Raw genomic sequence first — 19547 nt, 5'->3', positions numbered from 1 at the left:
TAGCAGTTAGTCATTTTCAAATTTTGGATTTTCCATCCTGAAAAGGAATACGATCTCCCAGTCCCCGGGCCTGTAGATCGCGAAGTCCAGTCCGAAGGCCGATGTCACTCTCAATCCGCCGAACCCGATCCTGGAATATCTCAGTTCCGCATGCGCCCTCGTTCCGCCAGGAGCATAGGAAGTGGGAACCTCCACCAGCGGTATCGGATAGGCGACGTCGTACTGGACATACTCGTTCGTTATCTGCATATTGAACCCATGGATCATCTCCTTCCATTTCGTCTCGTTGAAAGCGGAGGGGTTGATGGGAAGGGAATCCTTGTCCAGCACCTTGATCCGTAAGTTGTGTCCATTTCCACCCGTGAACGGACGGATAAAGGCCACGATATCTTTCCGGTCGTCGTTGCTCACCATGTATCTCTCGGAAGGGGTGGACAACACCCCATTGACGAAAGGCCTGATATAATCCCTGTCCGCAGGATTGGTTGGATCTTTGGGATTGGGTGCTATGCCGCCCGTATAGATGTTCATGTCGTTGGAAGGTTCATAGGGCCGCTCGCGCCAGGGGCGGACCTGGAAATCTTTTATCAGCATTTCACCGCCCGTGTTACTGACCTTCAGGTCGAAATACCGGGTATTCTGCGGGAAATTGGTGCTGTCAGCCGCACGGGGTGGGATCAGTTCATTGGTGGAGGCGCTCCACATGATGAATTCCCCCGAATGCCGGATCTCAAAGAGGGGGTGCTTTTCCTTTTTCCGTTTGGCTTCAATCTCATCCAGGCTTTTCTCCAAGCCTGTATAGGTGCCCGTCCACACATAGGTCTCGGCTTCGGTGAAGAGGTCGGACATTGGCCGTCCGTCTCCAAACCGTGCATTGACGATCTCGAATTTCAGGGGCTCCGTGCTATGGTCCGAATTAAAGCCGCCCATGACGGTGGTCCTCCCCAGGATGGGTTCGAAGGTCTTATTGGAAAAATTGACATTGGAGCTGAGATAGTCCTTCTCCCCGGGCAGGTCGTATAATTTTTTGCAGCCGACGGAGATCATTCCGGTCAGCAGAAAGAGAATAGTTACTTTTTTTATGACGCGTTGCATGGTCACTTTATTTTGTTGAATTGATGGTCCATTCGGCCTGCTGGTAAAGGTTCGACCCGTTGACCTCTGAAATATTGATCCTGTAAAATTTATACGCCTGGGTGTTGGGGAAGGTGAAAACCTTCAGCTGATAGCGCTGTTCGAAGAAGAAATTGAATCTTCTGTCCAGTTCATCCCAGTTGACGTCGTCATTCGATCCTTCGAATGTCCAGGCGCGGGGATCACGATCCGGCGCGTCATTGGCCGAGGTGAGGGTATACACGGAGGACACCGCCGGTTGGTTCAGTTCGAACTTCATCCATACATGGCCCTGGAACTCGCAAAGGAACTTGGTGTGGTCATCACCGTCGATGACCTTCTTCGAACCTTCGCCATTATCAGGCCCACCGTTGTTGTCCCGCAATACGCTGAGCTTGCCGCCGATGAGCGTCATCAGGTCGGGAGGCGGGGGAACGAAGGTGAGACGCAACACGAACTCGTCAAAACCGAAGATATGGTCGGGCGTTACCACATGAACGACGCCATTGGTCGTCTCGATATTATTCGATCCGGTGGTGGTGCTGGACCAGAATCTGACGAATTTGCTTCTCTTCGTATTGCTGAAGTCGATCACTTCCGGACCGCCCTTTTCAAATCCCGATGCGGAAGCCCGTGTGCTTTTGGCATGCATGGGATAGCCGAACCGTACGCTGAAGAGGTCTAGACCATCCTGCAATTGCAGTGAATCAGAGAGGTATTTACCCCGAATGATGTAGTAGCACACCATGGTATCCAGCTGCTCGCGGTCGATGAAGGACAGGTATTGCGGGTCTTTGTCGGATTGTTTCCTCAAGCGGTTCAGGTTCGTCACCGCCAGCTGAAAGCTTTGATTGGTGACGGCGAAGAGCGTAATGCTGCTGTCCGTCAATGTCTCCTTCAATCCCAGCCTGTCGATCACCGCCACGAGGGAGTCGAATACGCCGACCTTGCTTTTCAGATAGTCGTACGTGTTCATAGGGATTTTCTTATCCGCGTCGGGGGAGTTGTGATAGCCGCCATCCTTCTTACAGGCAGGCAGCGCGAAGGACAGGATAAGCAAAAATGTTATGGCTCGCATATACGTTGTCATATTTTTCAGATTGGGGTCCCTTATTGCCAGTAAGGATTTTGAATTAATAAACTGTTCTGGCCGATGAGCTTGCGGGATACAGGCCAGTAAATTCCTCCGGAATTGATGAGCCCGGTGAAGGCCGGGTTGTTTTGCTTGATCCTGTTGTAGCGTACCAGGTCATACCAACGATGTCCTTCTCCCAGCAGTTCCCGGTTGCGCTCTTCGAAGATGAGGTCGATCAACTCTTTATTCGTTGTACTAATCGTCGTGATGCCCCGATTGGACATGACGATGGCTACTTCATTGAGGGCGCCGGAGACATCGCCCAGCACGGCCATAGCTTCTGCGCGCAGCAGGACGATGTCTTCCAGCCGGGTAAAGATCAGCGCGCTGGTGAAGTACCGGAAGTTGGGATCGATGATGCCGCCTTCCATTACCTTGATCTTGCTGAATATGGGGTATTTGCCGTTGAAGTTCGTGAAGTAGCGGTCGGAGCCCGGCGTGCCCACCGTGTCCAGGTTGAACCGTTCATCATTGGGCTGATCGAAGAGGCGTATGATAGTATCCTTCGGCAGATAGATATCGGGAACGGCTTTGTTGATCACGGGTTGGGCGAGGGTGAGCTCTTCCAGGTGACCGGTGGATGAGCCTTCTATATGCCCATAGTCCGAATTGAATCCCAGCATCTGGCTGGAATTCTTGTTATAGAAGAACCCGTTGGAATTCGTCAGGTCCGACGTGGATTGAAAGCTGCAGTTGCTGCGGCTGTAATTGTCTTCGACAAACTTGGTATATTTTGCCACATTGGAATAGTTGCCCATCCAGGCCGCTACATGCGACAGGATCGCATAGGCGGAGATCTTTGTCGCCAGGGCGCCGCCCCACCGGGTGGCATCTTCGTTGTAGTAATTCCCTGGCTGCTGAATGTCGCCCCTACTGTAGCCGAATGGCAGGTCCTGCGCCGCCGCGAGCAGCTCTACCTCCACCCAGCTCAATATTTTCGCCTGTTCTTCGCGGGGTTTGTTCTCGAACTGGCCGTCGTGAGAGGTGATGATAAAGGGCACATCACCCCAGATCCTTACCATATAGAAGTAGGCGAATGCCCGTAAGAGCCTTGCCTGCGCCAGATCCACCGTCATATTATTGGTCGAATACCGTTTGTCGTTAGCCTTGACATTACCTACCCGTTCGATGAAGAGACAGGCCGCATTGACGATGGCGTAGAACCTCGTCCAGTCGGATAAGGCCTCCACCACAGGATAGGCCGCATTCAGGTGATTGTCGATAACGGCTTTCAGGTCCTGGCGCTGGGGGCTGTAGAACTGCCCCGATCTGACGTCGCCGTAGATCCAGTGCCCGTTGTTGTCGGAAAGCGCTGCACGGGTAAGGGCATAGACGCCCATGAGCCCTGCGCGTGCATCTTCCAGGGTATTCCACATGTTTTTTTCTGCAACGACCCGTACGGAATCTTTATCCAAAACCTTATTACAGCTGAATAGCGCCGGGAACAGGAGCAGGATTGCCAGCAATGATTTTTTCATTTTGATGACCTTGCGTTTATGTAAATTCTTTAGTTTTATAGTTCGGTCTTGATGCCGAGCGTGTAGATCCTGGGTATTGGCTGGCCATAACCCGCGTCGTACCCGTCGTACCCCACGAGTTCAGGATCCACGCCGGTGTATGGCGTTATGGTGAAGACATTATTCACGGATGCGTATACGAAGAACCTGTTCGACTTAAGGCCTTTCTTCGCCAGGTATTTGCTGAGATCATAGCCCAGTACCAGCGATCTCAATTTCAGGAATGAAGCATTTTCAAGGAAAAGATCCTGGTCGATGCGATAGGGAATGACGGTGCTCCACGGGTTATATAGAGGATATTTGCTGAAGTCTCCCCGGTCCTCCCAGAAAGTGATCTCCTTGACAGAGTTCATATTCAGGTTGCTTTCCCTATTGACAAAGTCGAATTTATTGGCCATCTCCTGGTGCATGATCTTTCTCCCAAGCGTATAGTAAAAGTCGAGCGACAAGCTCCACGGGCCATATTTGAATGTGTGATCCATTCCTCCGGAAAGGACGGGTAGGGAATGTCCTTTCAGGATCTTATCCTTGTTGTCGAGAACGTTGTCGCCATTCATGTCTTTCCATCGGGGATCGCCGGCGCGGAGGGAAACTCCGTTGTATTTCAGCGGCAGTCCTTTTACCACCGGCACCTGGTTGTCGGCCGTATAGATGCCCTGGTTAACGAATAACCAATACTGGTCTACGGGCCGGCCCACCTGCAGGAGGCGGTTGCCAATGACGATCTCTTTCAAACCCCTTGGCAGGGACCTCAGATTATTGCGGTTGTAGTTTACGTTGATGCCTGCGGACCAGGAAACTTTCTTTCCCCGGAGGACTTCCGCCCGGGCGCTAAGATCCAGGCCTGTGTTGCTGACGGACATGCCGGGTTCGATGGATTGCTTATAGCCGTATTCGGCAAATGCGGGGATACCGATGAGCAGGTCTTTTTCGATCTTTTTATACCAGTCCAGGGAGACGTGCAAACGATTACGAAGGAGAGACAGATCTGTTCCTATGTTTACCTGGTCAGAATAACCCCATGGGATGCCATAGCCCACCCATCCAAATGAATACGGTCTGGTAAGGACGCTGAAGGCGTTGTATCCGGGTACGGTGAGATTGCCTGTATATCCTGTAGTAGCCGTGTATTGGGGGCCCTGCGCAAAGTTGTCGTAGGCATGGAGACGTCCCAGTCGTCCGGCGCTTATGCGGAGAACGAGATCATCGAGCGCTTTGTTCTTTTCGAGGAACTCATTTTTCAGGTTCCACGCCGCGGCCACGACTGGGGAATAGAACCACCGGCTGGTGGGTTGGGCATTGGATGACCCGTCCGCGCGTAAAGATGCCGAAAAAGTATATTTATCGCGGATAGTGTAATCCGCGGTACCGTAGAATGACGCCAGCACATCTCCGGTCTTGTCGAGGAAGCGGTAGGTCAACTCCCTGGGAAAAGCGATGGGGTTGAGGTAATTGGCGTTGTCGTTACCGTCCCTTTTCGGATCGGAGTCCAGCAGGTTGATCTTGATAAAGTCATTGGCGCCCTTATAGGCGTAGGCATTGTTATACTTGTAAGTATCCCATTGCACCGCCTGGTTGAACTCGACGTGCAGCTTGTTTACAGTGTGCAGGAAAACATCGTAAGTCGATTTATTGATGAGCTGCACCCGCTGATTGAAACCGTAGTAGTTCGAGGCGTAGCTGGTGCCCTGCAGGAGGGTGCGTGCGTAGAATATGTCCCGGTAGCCTTCGTTGTAATCGATGTTGAATGTGGAGCTGAGGTTGAATTTACCCAGATCCAACGCCAGCCTGGCATAACCCTGGATGAGATTCGTCTTGTTCTTGTCGAAGCTCTTATCGAACTGGGCCAGGTACTGCCGGTAGTATTCTTTGTTGGGGGCCAGGGGGGCGCTGAGGTCGGGAAAATAGTTCATCTGGGCAAAGCGGTCGCGCATGTTCCTGTTCCTTTGGCGGTCCATCATATTCCCATTGATCATAGCCGAAAACAGCAGCCACTTAATGGGCTTCATGTTGATGTTGAACATGACGCTGTACCTGTCCAGGCCCGTCTGATCGGCCACACCCTTGCTTTTCAGGTCGCCCAGTGAAAATCTGAAATTGGCCCGGTCGTTGCCGCCTGAGATACCGAGATTGATGCCATAGATCACTGCATTACGGTAATACAAGTCGCTCCAGTTGGATTGTCCGCTGTATACATTGTTCAGCGAATCGCTCAGGTAGATAGGATATTGCTCATCGCTGGAATAGCGGCCATTGGTAGTATACAGATCGTAGAACTTTTGACGGAATGCATTCTCAAATTTTCCGTTTGTAGTGGCGACATGTGGTCTTTCCGCCACGCCGACATAGGAGTTGAAGCTGATGCTTCGCTGGTTCATGGCAGCTTTGGATTTCAGGAGGATCACGCCATTGACGGCTCTTGGACCGTAGGCCATGGTGGCGGTGAGGTCTTTCAGCACTTCTATCGAGGCGATATTATCCATATCAATGGACCCGTATATATTCGTTGCGGGACCTATGCGGTTGAAATCATATTGCTGGATATCGAAGGCGAAAGGGTGCTCGTCCACCAATGGAATGCCGTCCAGCACCACCAGCGGCTGGGACTGATAGAGCTCCTTGCGTGAAAGTAGGGGCATAGGGGCGCCGCGAACAAACATATTTTGGACGGAACCGGGCTCTCCCGAAGGTTCTTGTACGTATAGGCCGGCGAATTGTCCCTTTGCCGCCTGCTGTAAAGATGAAGAGGGGAACAGGGCCAGTACGTCAGGCTTTTTGTTCACGCTGTCTGTCAGCTTGTTGTAGACGGTAACTCTTTTGACAAGAATGATGGAATCTCCTGCTATATCCTTGTTAAGAGGGGCGGTTGTATCGCGAAGAGGTGCGGAAGGATTGATAGACGCATACAGTCCTGGGGCTTTCAGCAATAGAAAGCTGATGAGAAGAAAGCAGGTGTTCTTCATATAGCGATTACGGTTAGCTTGGTTAATTAATCGTTAATGGATTAAAACTACAGACAAAACGATTTAGCAAACGATTTAGCTTTGAAAAAAATTTTTCATATTCATCGTATTGTTTCCGTTCAACAAAATTTATTTAACGTTTCAGTATATGCGCAAATTAGTCGGATCAACCAAAAAATGAAATAGTAATTATTTTTTTTCTTCGCTCGTGTTCAGGCTTCTATGAATGGCAGTTTTTAAAATTGTAATTTTTTACATTAACGTGGGATCGGTTGTAATTGGGCGGTGTTGGGGCGATTGAAATAGTGAGAATGAACATAAAAAAAATTGTGCCCGGGAGAGAGATTTTTAAGCTTTTTATAACACATACGCATACCTACTTACTTAAGACTAAGTGGTAACACCTTGTTTTTTACCGTCTTTTTTCTAGTAGAGAGCTAAATAGTGATGAGGAGAACGACTGTAAATTATGCAATTTGTTTCATACTTATTCATTTTGTTTCAGGCCAGCCAAAAAAATCATTAACTTCCATTTATCGGCTAATAATTTAATACCACCAATAATGAAAGAATTCATGTTATACATACGCAATGCCGGAGATGCAAAAGCAGCGCTGGCGCCAGACGAGCATTTGGCATTTATCAAAAAATGTGAGGTCTATATAGGACGGCTTAAGTCTGAAGACAAATTAATTGCCGCTCAACCTATCGTTCGCGAGGGTTTTATCATCTCGAAGAGTCCAGGTGGCTGGGCGAGTATTGCCGTAGACCCCACGAAAGAGGTGCAAGTCGGCTATTATCATATCAGGGCCAATGACATTGACGAAGCTATTGCCATGGCAAAGGAAAATCCCGAATTTGAATTTGTCCCTTCGGCAAGCATTGAAGTCAGACCAATAAAAATGAAGGAAGAACAAACAAACTTTGTCTATCCCAATAGTTAGTTCACGGTATTCGCCATAGCCCCCGGGGCGGAAGACGAGATTACTCCGACCTTAGATTTTTCACAGGATTCACGGCCGCCGCCCGAAGCGCCTGGAAACTCACTGTCGCCAGCGCGATCAGCAGCGCCAGCAGGCCTCCCGCCGCGAAGACCCACCCGCTGATAGGAGTGCGGTATACATACTGCTGCACCCACTGATGTACAAAATACCACGCAATCGGCGCAGAGATCAGGAACGCGACACCGATCAGCAATACAAACTCCCTGGAGAAAATATACACGATATTAATGACCGTGGCACCCAGTACCTTGCGGATGCCTACTTCTTTAAGGCGTTGAACCGCCATAAACGACGCCAGGCCATACAATCCGAGACAGCTGAGAAAAATGGCAATGGACGCAAATATCATATAGATGCGTGAAAGGTTGGCCTCATCTTTATAAAAGGCAGCGATCTTCTGATCCAGGAATTCGTATTCAAATACATAATTCGGAAAAGCCTGATTCCAGATCTTTTCAATCGCGCCCATGGTGGCAGGCAGGTTATGACCATCCATTTTTATTCCCGCGGCGTCAAACCTCTTTTTAAAATTGAGCATGAACACAGGCGCCAGCGAGTCCTTTAATGAAGAAGGATGGAAATCTTTTACGACACCGACGATCGGCCCTACTGCAAAACCATTCCAAAGATTGATCTCTTTATTCAGCACCTCGTGCGGATCGGAGAAACCCAGTCTTTTGACCAGTGTTTCATTGACCAGAAATTCCCTTACCGAGTCGTTCGTAGTGAAATTGCGACCGGCCGTCAACGGCAGGGAATAGGTTGAAATATAGCCCGCGTCTACAAATTTGCTGATCGCCGCAAAATTGACCCCCTTTTTGGCATGGTCAAAATTGAAATCGGACCACCAATTGTCCTGCGAAGCCGGAGCGGTATTGTTGAAGCTCACCTGTTGGATCCCCTTCACTGCCAATAGCCTGTTCCGCAGATAATCCAGCTTGCTGATGCCGACGCTGTCTGCAAGAAAGGGTACATTCACGATAGCTTCTTTATTAAACCCCATAGCGGCATTGCCGAAATAATTCATCTGCCGGACGATGAGCAATGTTCCGATGATGAGGGCCTGGGCGATGACGAATTGCAATACTACCAGTCCCCGGCGAAGCGTTATACCGCCCTTGCTACTGCGCGCTGTCAGCTTGGCCTTGAGTGCCTTAATGGGATTGAAGGAGGAGAGCACCAGGGCCGGGTAAAACCCTGCCAGCAGGGTTACCACTACTATTAAAGCAACCAGGAACAGAAGAACGGAGCTTTCACTAAATAGGTTATACGATAAAGGCATATCCAGCATCCTGCCTACCGGTGTCCGCAGGGCGCCCGTCAAAACAACAGCCAGCAACACACTACCCACCACCAGCAACAAGGCCTCCAGGAGGAATTGGAGGGTCAACTGTCGGCGGAGGCCGCCCAGCACCTTGCGCACACCTACTTCCCTCGCACGGTTGACGGCCTGCGCCGTAGAAAGATTAATAAAGTTCACACAGGCGATGAGAAGGATAAAACCGGCTATCAACCACAAAGTACGGATACGGTCGGCAGTAATGACCCTTCCGCTGTAGTTGCCCCCGGCGGCGTCAAAATGCACGGCCGCCAGCGATTGTAGTTCCTGCGCGTTTTTATTATCGGGTGTGCGGTATTTTTTAGACAAAACGCTTAGCCGCCGGTTGGCGCCTGCGATAGACTCACCGGCCGGCAACAGCACATAACAGCCGTGCGAACTGTTGATAGACCACCAGTCTTTACCTTTGGAAAACCCGGCCATCTTATACGGAAATACCAGTTTCAGACGCAGGTCGGTATTGGTCGGAGGGTCGCCTATCACACCGGAGACGGTGAACAGGTCGCGATTGTAGACCTTGATGGTGCGGCCCATCGCCTGTTTCCAGTCACCGAAATATTTTTCGGCTGTCTGCCGGGTTAAAACCACCGAATGCGGATCTTCCATGGACTTCGCCGCATCCCCGGCCAGCCAGGGAATATCGAAAATGGAAAAGAAGGCCGGCTCCAGCATAAAGCAGCCCTCTTTCTCCTTGAATTTTTTCTCCGGCTGCCCGTCCTTGCCCATGGCCATGACCTGAAGATTGTCCATGAAGAACAAACCCGTCGTCTTCCAATCCGGCATGTCGTTCTCCACCGCTGTAGGCAGTGGAAAGGGTACGGCGGAAGTGGGGTGAGCATGTATGTCTGTCTTATCCGGAACGGTCATCACCCGGAATATCCGCGCCTTGTTGCGATGGTAGTCGTCAAAGCTCTGCTCATACCGGATGAAGATAAATAGGGTCAGGCAAACGGCGATGCCCACGCCAAGACCGGCAACTGTTATAATCGAATAGACTTTATTGGCCAGAAGGTTTCTAAAGGCAGTTTTAAAGTAGTTTCTAAACATAGTGCTGATTTTCAGCGAAATCACCTACCATAAGAATGCCGAACTTCCATCTTGTTGGTTATCATCAAATTACGTATTTACCAGCAAACCCACTGTCCGTTTATGATACGTATGATGTCCGCAAAATCAGGGACAGTAACTTTGCGCAATTACAGCTGAGCTTGTATCGCGGCGCTCATTGAATTTATAGTAGCGTGAATATTTACTGCATTATATACACTCCCATGTACGCCGCCAGGGTATGTTATTATCCCATTGGGAATACCCAAATGGTTAAACCGCAATCGGATGCCCTGTCCCCCAAAAATAGGAGCAAATGGTGAACCGGAAACCGCTCCCGAAACTACATAAAATGGATCTGCCGTACCATAATAGCTGAAAATCGGGACATCGCCTGTCTTTATCCAGGTGGTATCAAGGATCACCCCCTCCATATTAATGACGCCTTTGACTTTTGTGGCGTATCCGGGATAGTCATAAGTTCCAGTGCCGTCTAAAGGGCCATTTCGAAAAACAAAATCCGAAGAGAGTTCATCCTGGTTAAGATAGGCTAAGAGAATGGAAGTTATGGCGCCTGCGGAGGCTCCTCCTATAAACATCTTTGTCGTATCTATTCTTCCTATGCTACTGCTTTTTCGAATATATCTAATGGCGGCCCGGGCGTCCTGATCTGCTCTGTATGCGGCCTCAAGCTGTTTTAGGATGGAGTCGGCATTACTCATATGAGGAGCCCATGCAATGCCTAAGCGATATCCGAGGGAAATGGTCACATAGCCTCTCCTCGCCAAAGCGCTGCAAATGCTGTCGGCATAATAATCTTTCTCTGTCCCTCCACTAAACCCGCCGCCATGGATAAAAACAACGGCTGGGCGCAATCGAAAGGTATCACCGGCCGGTTGATAAACATTCAGTTTCAAAGTGGTATCACTGGAATGATACGTTTTCGCTATTCTGTAATCCACTCTAAACAGGGAAGTATCGACAGCAGAAAAAATCTCATCTATATATCTGGTGCCCGACGTTGTAATGATTGATTTGACAAATATCATTTCCTGTTTTTTGCATCCGGAAAGGATCAGAACAAATAGAAGTGAAGAAATGGAATGTAGGAAAGGTTTCATGATTTTTTATTTCCTGTAAGCTATAGCAATGGCATTATCACTTCATGTGCGGTTTATTACTATTTTATTAATAAGTGCCCGAAGACGGGCTCGGAATACCAGCAACCAGATATCTCACTTACTAGCGGGGTGGGAGAGGGGAATGCAAACCAATCAGGTTCCCTTCCGTATCTTCTATAAGCGCTATATATCCAAAGTCCCCAATATTCAGTTTCGGGCGAATTATTTTGCCTCCCGCAGTTTCCACGCGGCCTAATTCCGCATCGATCTCTTCGGAGTCAAAATATACCAAAGTGCCGCCAATTCCCGGCTTTGCCACATCCAGCTTTACTAATGCGCCACTTGCCCCTTCACCATTTTGATCATTTGGGAAGGTGGCGTATTTCATTTGAGAATGCCTCTCGCTATCCACCGGAATATCTGTCAATTTATATTTAAATACTTCTGAATAAAACTTTTTGGCTCTTTCAAAATCAGATGTATAAATCTCAAACCAGTTCACTGCATTTTTCATTTCCTTAACTTTTAGATTGAATTAATTTACCAAAATTAATTATCGAAAAGAAAAATGCACTTGTCATATGACAAGAACTGCTAGCTCATGGAAATTTCCTTTCGGATCCGGCTTAGTGAGGTGTCTGTAACGCCTAGATAAGATGCAATATATTTTAATGGCGACTGTTCAATGATTTGCGGTCTTTCACGAATGAGCTCCAGGTATCTGTCCGTGGCCCTCATTGTCAATACATTAATTGTGTGTTCCTTCAGGGCAAACAATTGGCTGGTTGCCCAGGTTCGTCCCCACTCCCTCAAACCTTCTATTTTATTAAGCAGACCCTGAAAAATCCCATATTCAATCTTCCAAACAACCACATCGGTGATGGCCTGAAAATTTTCCTTTGATGGTACTCTCTGAAATAGTGAAAGAGATTCTATTAATACTTCCTTTGAGCAATAAAACCCCGTAGTTGTTTCATTGCCGTGGTAATCATAAAGAAATGATCTGAACAGCCCTTTTTCTATTATATAAAATTCCTGAGAGATCTTACCAATTTCCAACAGCAGGGCGCCTTGCTGAAAATCCATTTTAGTATGTGCTTCACTTATTAGTTCATAATCCGCTGCCCTAAGGGAAGGGTGATTGTAAACTGCTTGAAAAAGTCCTATTTCCATTTTTGTTCAGGATTACTTGGTTCCATATCTATAGAGGTTGGCTGGGATTTCATGATTAGGAAGAATAGCTTATTTTTGTGCAGAATTCCGCGAACACTAAATTAAAATAAAAACGGTGCACTTCACTAAAGTTGTCCCAAGTATCTTCTACGCAGACATCCAAATAGCCATTAAAACCTTTATTGACTGTCTTGAATTCACCATTGGCCATGAGGAACTACATTCCGACCATCCATTCTGTGTAGTCGAGAAAGACGGCCTGAGCATAATGCTCTTCCAGAACGCAGTGTATGCCGACAAGGAACACCCTGAGATTCGACTTGTGACCAACAATATCGAGGAGGTCTACGCGAAGGTCGCCTCGAATTTCCCGCAGCTGTTGCATCCTAATCTTAAGGAAGTTACGCTGAGACCATGGGGTGCAATGGAATTTGCGATGCTGGATGGCCAGATCGGCATCAGGGTGCAGGAATGGCCAACCCGGGTTAAGATGTAAGATATTTTGCAAGACAATTTTCAACAATGAGCAATAGCATTTCCCATACGGCGCTTCTTGTCATGGACAAGCAAACGACAGTTAGCCGCCAATTACATAGGAAGCGTCTAACTATTTTACTCCTTTGGACTGTTCCTATAGCCTTCAGTCTCGTCCAATGCCATCCTTCGGAAAAACCAAAGCCCCGGATCGCCATCGCAGGGCTGGCCATCGAATCCAGTACCTTCTCGCCAGCAGTTACGGAAGAGCCGGCCTTTCATGCACGATATGACACAGCCGTATATGGAGCTTATCCTTTTTTAGCAGCCGACTCTACGTTGCGTCAACAAGCCCAATGGGTGCCGACCATTGTCGGAAAATCGCTGCCCGGCGGAGCGGTGACGAGGCAAGCTTATGAATCCTTAGTAGGGAAGATGCTGGATTCGCTCCGGAAACACCTGCCATACGATGGATTGTGGTTCGATATTCACGGTGCTATGAGCGTCGTGGGATTGGATGATCCTGAAGGAGATATGATCAAAAGGATCAGGAAGGTCATAGGACCGAAAGCCCTTATCTCCACTTCTATGGACCTGCATGGCAATGTCTCTGAGGATCTTGCTAAGAACAGCGATCTCATCACCTGTTACAGGAAGGCGCCGCATGAAGATGCGATGGATACGAAACGTCGCGCTGTACAGAACCTGCTGACCAGGCTTGAAACGGGCAAGGGACGTCCCGCCTATAAGGCATGGATACCTATCCCCGTATTGTTGCCCGGGGAAAAAACGAGCACAAGGATAGAACCCGGGAAAAGTATTTACAAGGCCGTGGCGCCTGCGGCCGCACAACCGGGTATCATTGATGCCGCCATCTGGATAGGCTATGCCTGGGCTGATGAGCCCCGCAACCATGCTGTTGTTATGGTAACCGGAGATGACCAGGATAAAGTGACGCATACCGCAGAAGAACTGGCGCACCTTTTTTGGAATGCCCGGAAACAATTTGCATTCGTCGCGCCTACCGCCCCCTGGTTTGTTTGCCTCGACAGCGCGCTCAAAAGCAGCAAACATCCCTTCTTCATCAGCGATATGGGAGACAATCCAACGGCCGGGGGTGCGGGCGACGTGAGCTGGACCCTCACTCAAATCCTGGCCCATCCCGCATTCAAAGCGGCCAATGGACCCTCTTTGATCTACGCTTCCATACCCGGTCCGGAGTTGGTAGAACTGGCGATTGCTGCAGGAGTGGGAGGTAAGGTCGACGGATATGCCGGTGCGAAGATAGATGCCCGGTATGCGCCTCCGGTGCATATAACAGGTATAGTGGAGTCAATCGTCAATGGCGACAAAGACGCTGAAGTGGAAATCGCAGTCCGCATGGGCAGCGTACACGTTATTGTGACACGTAAACGTAAGCCCTACCATAAGGAAATCGATTTTACGCGCCTGGGGCTGCAGCCCCGCAAGACGGATATCGTGGTCGTCAAGATCGGCTATCTCGAACCTGAGCTCTATGCCATGCGCGCCGACTGGATCATGGCGCTTACACCTGGCGGCGTGGACCAGGATATCGAACATCTTCCTTATAAAAGAATACAAAGACCCATGTTCCCACTAGATAAGGAAATGAACGATCCCGACCTGTCAGCCCGGCTGATACCTTTTGCGGATTAAGTAACTTTTATAACTTAACCGCTCAGCAGCACAAATATCCCTTCATTTTCGATGATCGACATGCCCTGTCTGTCACTGGAGATGCCTTCTGCAAGCCGGTAGGTATACCGGGGCACATTTCCTGCCATCACAGTCGGCATAAACCTGAACAGGACATTGCCGTTTGTTTGCAGCAACGCTTCTCCTACTTCAACGATGTGGGTGGAGATGATAAAAAAACAATTCCGGTAATCGGCCAATGCCCGGGTGACGGAAAGCGTCGCGTCATAAGCGTCTTTTACATTGGTGCCTTTAAACAATTCATCGAATATGACTACCAGGTTATGCCCGTTGCTCACCTGTTGCGCCACATGTTTTACTCTCAGCACCTCCGCATAAAAATGACTGTACCCCATACTTATGTCATCAGGCACATTGATGGAAGTGAATAATCCATCTGAAACAGAGAATTTCATGGCCCCCGCAGCAACGGGGAACCCCATATGGGCGAGGTATGCAGCAATACCGAACGCTTTCATCAGGGTAGACTTCCCTGCCATATTGGCCCCTGTAAGGAACAAAAGGTTCTTGTTTTGCCCGAATGACAATGTATTTGATACACCATTGACAAGACCGGGGTGTCTTAATGCCGAGGCATAGAACACGGCATCTTCTTTTGGGAAGGCCACTGCATAGGAAAATTGCCGGGCCGCGGCCACATTGCCTACGGCTATATATACATCGATGTGATAGGCGAGATCGAGCGCACTTTCCACTGCTACCCGGAACACATGGCGCAGCAGATGATGGTACCTGATAACCTGCATAAAAGAAAAACGCTGCCCGCTGTGCCAATGTTTCAGCCATTGCAGACGCTGATCTGCAAATATTTTCCTTACAGGTTCCAGCTCTTCGGGGTGGGGGTGATCCGTCAATTGATCCAGTAACCGCGAGAGCTGCTGTAACATAGCCGTAGCCGCTGTTATGCCGGCTAGTAATTGGTCAAATTGCTCATCCCGGACGGCTATCCCGGCTATTCTTTTACGGGCTACGTCCAGCATGATCATAGGCAACGAGCCGCCTCCTGAGGACGTCAGATAGCTTTCCGCCTCCCGGAACAGGGAAGATGGCAGGGAAAATTGAACTCCCTTGCCCTGGAAATACCGGAAGTGATCACTCCGGCGGTTGATTTCCATATGATCCGTCAAAGGTTCCCTGAACATTTTTTCCAGCAGCCGCTCACCCCCGGCAGTGTGCACCTGGTTAAAAAGGCTGAATATGGATTGCGGTTTGAACTTCCCCAAAAGATTCAGGTCTTCCAGCGTCTGATTGTCCGTCATGAAACTATTCATCGCTTGATCTTGAACTTATTCTTTCCGTACTTTAATATATCGAGTATGCCCTCATTTTGTATGATGACCATACCATGTCTGTCGTCCGTGACTCCCTGCTCGATCTGGTAGGTATAGACAGGTAAATGACCGTTCATGCGGGTAGGCAGATAAAGGAATTGAATATTTCCGCATTGCGCTTCCAGTACACCGGCCGCCTCTATGATATGCGTGGATATAATAAAGGCGCTATCCTTCCGGCAGGCAAATCCGCGGGTAACGCCAATGGTTGCTTCATAGGCGTCTTTGACATTGGTCCCCCGGAAAAGTTCATCGAAAACGATGAATAGCTTTTTGCCTGCAGCCAGTTCCCGGGCCATCTGTTTCACCCGCAATACCTCGGCATAAAAATGGCTGGCCCCCAGACCAAGATTGTCGGGAAGATTGATGGTCGTGTACAAGCCATCCAGTACGGCAAACTCCATTGCCGCCGCGGGAACAGGCATGCCCATGTGAGCCAGCAGCAGCGCAATGCTCACCGCCTTCATCAGGGTAGATTTGCCCGCCATGTTGGCGCCGGTCAGAAAGATGACATTGCCCGACGGTGTAATATGCAATGTATTGGAAACCGCCTGCTTTACCAGGGGATGATAAACCCCTTCGAGCATTACCCCCGGCTGCCCTTTGGATATTGCCTTCGGGAAGCAGAATTTCCGTTCTGCCGCCACTTTTGCCACGGACACATAAACATCCAGCTTGTAGAGATGATTAAGTAGTTGAAGCATGAGATCCCTGTGCCGGAACCTCAGTATGGCATCGAAAAGGACAAAAGAGGCTGTCGGAACTTCATCCGGGCAATCCAGTACCTGGAGAAGCGAAGGATCAGCCAATACCGAACTGATCCCCGCTGTTTCCGGTTGATTCCTGCTTTCAAGGGTCAAACATGAGGATATAACAAAATCGTGACATTCCCGGAGCAAAGACACGCCAGCCTGGATACCTTTCCTGATCTGTATAGTTTCCGTATCCTTCGCAACCATGTCGCTTAATCTCCGGCTTAAGGATACATTCTCCGTATGGAGCCTGGTACGTTCGTCGGTATTGGAGAGGTACGTCTCCACGGCGTCGAAATAAGCAATGGAAAAAGGAAATCCGGCGCCGGCCGCCGCCAATCTCTTTATGATGCCGCTGCGCTCATTGATGGCCTTTTCATCGGACAGCGGATACCTGAACATCTCCTCCAGCATGGCAGCACCCCCTCTTGTAGCACAGCGGTTGAAGAGCTGGAATATACCCTCTTCTCCGCGCTTTCCAAACACATTCAGATCATCCAGCGTCTGCTTGTCCGTTGTAAATGCCATGATCGACTATTTTCTTTTTCTGCGAAGCAATAAGATCACCCCAAACACCAGCATTATACCCGGCAACACCCACAGATAGAAAATCCTGTGCACTTTCACCTGGCCTTTGGTAACCAAGACCCTGGTGTCGATGGGGGCCGGCCTTGAACTAAAGACAGGAAATTCTCCGTAACTGAGCCAGCTGAACACGCCGGTGTTGAATTCGAAGTTGATCGTCCTCATATTGAACCGCTGTTGCTCTATATTTGCCATGAAATCCGCGTCGCCGGCGATGACAATGCGCTGCTGTCTGCCATTGATCTGTCGGGTAAGGCTCACTGCCGTAGGCAGGTCTTTGCGCACGTCTCCTTCTTCGGCCATATATTCTATTGCCGCCGAGTCCGTTACCAGTTTCCCCTTTTTGAGCCAGCTTATGGATGAATCCGTCACCAGCAGTGGCTTTACCGTAAATCTTCCGGCGTCTGTGTAAGCCAGAGCGGTAGCCGTAGGCATGGAGACCACCGCCTCCTCATGATAGCTGTGCTGCAGCCCGGGGTACAATTCCGGCGCACCTTCCGCGGCGTGGGGAATAGCGAGCTCCGGCTGAAGGTCTTTGCTGCGGTAGACGATCGTACCATCCATCAGCTGCACCCCGAACTGCCTGATCAGTGGATTGATGATAGATTGCTTCCCCGGCTCTCCCGCAATAAGCAGATTGCCCCCCTGATCGATGTATTGCTGAAGTTTCCCGGTTGCCGCCGGCGACAATACAGTCCTGGGGTCTGCCAGCACCAGGGCCGCAATTCCCGGAGGTATGACGCCTGTTTCAAGCGACACTGTATCTACATCAAAACCCTGGTTCAGCAGTGAATAACGGAAACTTTTCAGGTTGGCGACCATACGGTATTCCCGGTCTCCCATTTTATCAATGCTTCTTTCCAGTTGTCCCGTGACGAATATGATCTTCGGCATTTTTGTCTGCAACAGCCGCTTAAAGGCGGCCGACACCTCTGTTTCAGTAGGCCATCGCTCGTTGTCGGGGAACACCCGTAAAAACGTCTTCCTTCCTTTGTACTTCAGCTGCATCGTATACCAGCCTGGCTCATCCGACAGGTCGATGATCTTCCGTATCTCCGCCGGCTTTTTAAGTTCGCTCAATCCCAGGTCCCTGCTGTCGGACACCTGTTTGGCCACTTGTTCCAGGCTTTTGCCGGGATACCACCTCATCATGTTATTGGCCCCGCCGATGGTGTCATAGTACATCATATTCTTCAGGACTATATTATGCTTGAACCGCATATACGGTTCCCATTTGGCAAGGTTGCTATTGTATGCATCCGGGCTCCCCAGTTCAAAGTACTGGCCCAGCATATTGGCATACCCTGTCACCTCCAGGGGTTCGTCGCCCAGCTCGGCGATGATCCGCTGTCCGGCAGGTGTGATGGTATTTTTTTGATTCCGGGTGACATCGGAATAGACCACCAGCTGCGGGATGGAGCTGACATACCCGACCATAAGCACGAAAGAGACCAGCAAAGCATACCTCCCCACCTTGACGGCAACAGGCGTTGACTCCATGCCCGCCCTCAGCTTGTACACCGCAAGAGCAAGAAAAAGATAGATGATCAGGATAAAATAGATCACGTCCTTGCTGGTAATGAGGCCCCCCAGCATTTTGCCGGTGCGGCCGGAGATAGAGAGAAAATAGGTCAGGCTCCTCACAAAGGCGACTCCCTGCCAAAGACCACCGACATATTCCAATACCCACACGATCACGAATGTGCAAACCGCCGCCACTACCTGGTAGTTGGTAAGGGAAGACATGAACAACCCGATGGCCGCATAAGCGCAGAGCAAAAGATAAAGCCCCAGCAGGCCGCTCAATAGCTGGCCCATATCCGGCGATTGCACGGTAAAATAACCGGATACGATAAATACACCTACCACGGCCGTTAACAACAGGCACATGACCATCATAGAGAGGAATTTCCCCAGCACGATATCCCGCACAGAAATAGGGGAAGAGTACAGCAGCCGGATGGTTCCGCTGCTGGTCTCCCGGCTGATCAGCCCCATGGTCAGTAGCGGCAGGTACAAGTACAGGTTTTGCATCACAGACCCGAATACACCCCGGTTGCCATAGAATATTGTCTCCATGAAGCTGATGTTAAGCTTCAAGCCGGAATCCTGGTCACGGGCAAGGGACTCGAGATTGGATAAGTACGGAATGCCGGCCTGTATAAAAAAAATGATGATCAGGAACCAGGCGATAGGCGAATAGAATAACGTCTTTAATTCTGTGCTTGCGACTCGGAATATGGTCTTCATTGAGCG

14 protein-coding genes are annotated in these 19547 nt (G+C 49.7%); 3 read left to right on the top strand and 11 right to left on the bottom strand.

Translation table 11 applies throughout. The features are described 5' to 3' along the window. Positions 1–6 precede the first annotated feature (6 nt). The 4 genes from Q4E93_RS13915 to Q4E93_RS13900 are packed head-to-tail and all read right to left on the bottom strand — an operon-like array spanning position 7 to position 6728. The gene (locus tag Q4E93_RS13915) at positions 7–1095 is read right to left on the bottom strand and encodes a DUF5007 domain-containing protein (RefSeq protein ID WP_303586123.1); all 1089 of its coding nucleotides are present in this window, start codon (positions 1093–1095) and stop codon (positions 7–9) included. 7 nt (positions 1096–1102) lie between these two features. Beyond that, positions 1103–2191, bottom strand: coding sequence for a fasciclin domain-containing protein (locus Q4E93_RS13910; protein WP_303586121.1), 1089 nt, complete (start codon positions 2189–2191; stop codon positions 1103–1105). 32 nt (positions 2192–2223) lie between these two features. Further along, positions 2224–3726: a RagB/SusD family nutrient uptake outer membrane protein gene (locus Q4E93_RS13905; protein ID WP_303586119.1), complete on the bottom strand. Its 1503-nt coding sequence runs from the start codon at positions 3724–3726 to the stop codon at positions 2224–2226. Positions 3727–3761: 35 nt separating this feature from the next. Beyond that, on the bottom strand, positions 3762–6728 hold the full coding sequence (locus Q4E93_RS13900) for a SusC/RagA family TonB-linked outer membrane protein (protein WP_303586117.1): 2967 nt from the start codon (positions 6726–6728) through the stop codon (positions 3762–3764). 563 nt (positions 6729–7291) lie between these two features. On the opposite strand from Q4E93_RS13900, the gene Q4E93_RS13895 reads away from it, so the two are divergent. Next, positions 7292–7672 (top strand): YciI family protein, encoded by a 381-nt coding sequence (locus tag Q4E93_RS13895; RefSeq protein ID WP_303586115.1) that lies wholly within the window; start codon positions 7292–7294, stop codon positions 7670–7672. 40 nt (positions 7673–7712) lie between these two features. On the opposite strand, the gene Q4E93_RS13890 is transcribed toward Q4E93_RS13895, so the two are convergent. The 4 genes from Q4E93_RS13890 to Q4E93_RS13875 form a co-directional block, all read right to left on the bottom strand. After that, entirely contained in the window at positions 7713–10118 is a 2406-nt protein-coding gene (locus tag Q4E93_RS13890) for an ABC transporter permease (RefSeq protein WP_303586113.1), read from the bottom strand. A 149-nt stretch (positions 10119–10267) separates the two neighbouring features. Then, a complete protein-coding gene (locus Q4E93_RS13885) occupies positions 10268–11239 on the bottom strand; it encodes an alpha/beta hydrolase (protein WP_303586111.1) in 972 nt (323 codons plus the stop codon). Positions 11240–11360: 121 nt separating this feature from the next. Continuing rightward, entirely contained in the window at positions 11361–11753 is a 393-nt protein-coding gene (locus Q4E93_RS13880; protein ID WP_303586109.1) for a VOC family protein, read from the bottom strand. A gap of 80 nt (positions 11754–11833) precedes the next feature. Next, positions 11834–12412 carry a Crp/Fnr family transcriptional regulator gene (locus Q4E93_RS13875; protein ID WP_303586106.1) on the bottom strand — a complete coding sequence of 193 codons (579 nt, stop codon included), beginning with the start codon at positions 12410–12412 and terminating at the stop codon, positions 11834–11836. Between the two features lie 115 nt (positions 12413–12527). Between Q4E93_RS13875 and Q4E93_RS13870 the strand changes: the two genes are divergently transcribed. Both Q4E93_RS13870 and Q4E93_RS13865 read left to right on the top strand, forming a co-directional pair. Further along, positions 12528–12908: a VOC family protein gene (locus tag Q4E93_RS13870; RefSeq protein WP_303586104.1), complete on the top strand. Its 381-nt coding sequence runs from the start codon at positions 12528–12530 to the stop codon at positions 12906–12908. Between the two features lie 26 nt (positions 12909–12934). Continuing rightward, a complete protein-coding gene (locus Q4E93_RS13865; RefSeq protein WP_303586103.1) occupies positions 12935–14563 on the top strand; it encodes a M81 family metallopeptidase in 1629 nt (542 codons plus the stop codon). A 14-nt stretch (positions 14564–14577) separates the two neighbouring features. On the opposite strand, the gene Q4E93_RS13860 is transcribed toward Q4E93_RS13865, so the two are convergent. From Q4E93_RS13860 to Q4E93_RS13850, 3 genes are read right to left on the bottom strand one after another with little or no spacing between them, the layout of a single operon-like run. Next, a complete protein-coding gene (locus Q4E93_RS13860) occupies positions 14578–15894 on the bottom strand; it encodes a MutS-related protein (RefSeq protein WP_303586101.1) in 1317 nt (438 codons plus the stop codon). Next, on the bottom strand, positions 15891–17234 hold the full coding sequence (locus tag Q4E93_RS13855; protein ID WP_303586099.1) for a MutS-related protein: 1344 nt from the start codon (positions 17232–17234) through the stop codon (positions 15891–15893). Before Q4E93_RS13855 ends, Q4E93_RS13860 begins: the two co-directional genes overlap by 4 nt. 6 nt (positions 17235–17240) lie before the next feature. Beyond that, positions 17241–19541, bottom strand: coding sequence for a Gldg family protein (locus Q4E93_RS13850; RefSeq protein ID WP_303586097.1), 2301 nt, complete (start codon positions 19539–19541; stop codon positions 17241–17243). Positions 19542–19547: the final 6 nt, after the last annotated feature.

The organism is Flavitalea plasmicola (genome assembly GCF_030546645.1).
Lineage (GTDB): Bacteria > Bacteroidota > Bacteroidia > Chitinophagales > Chitinophagaceae > Puia.
This window is presented reverse-complemented; position numbering and strand designations above follow the sequence as displayed.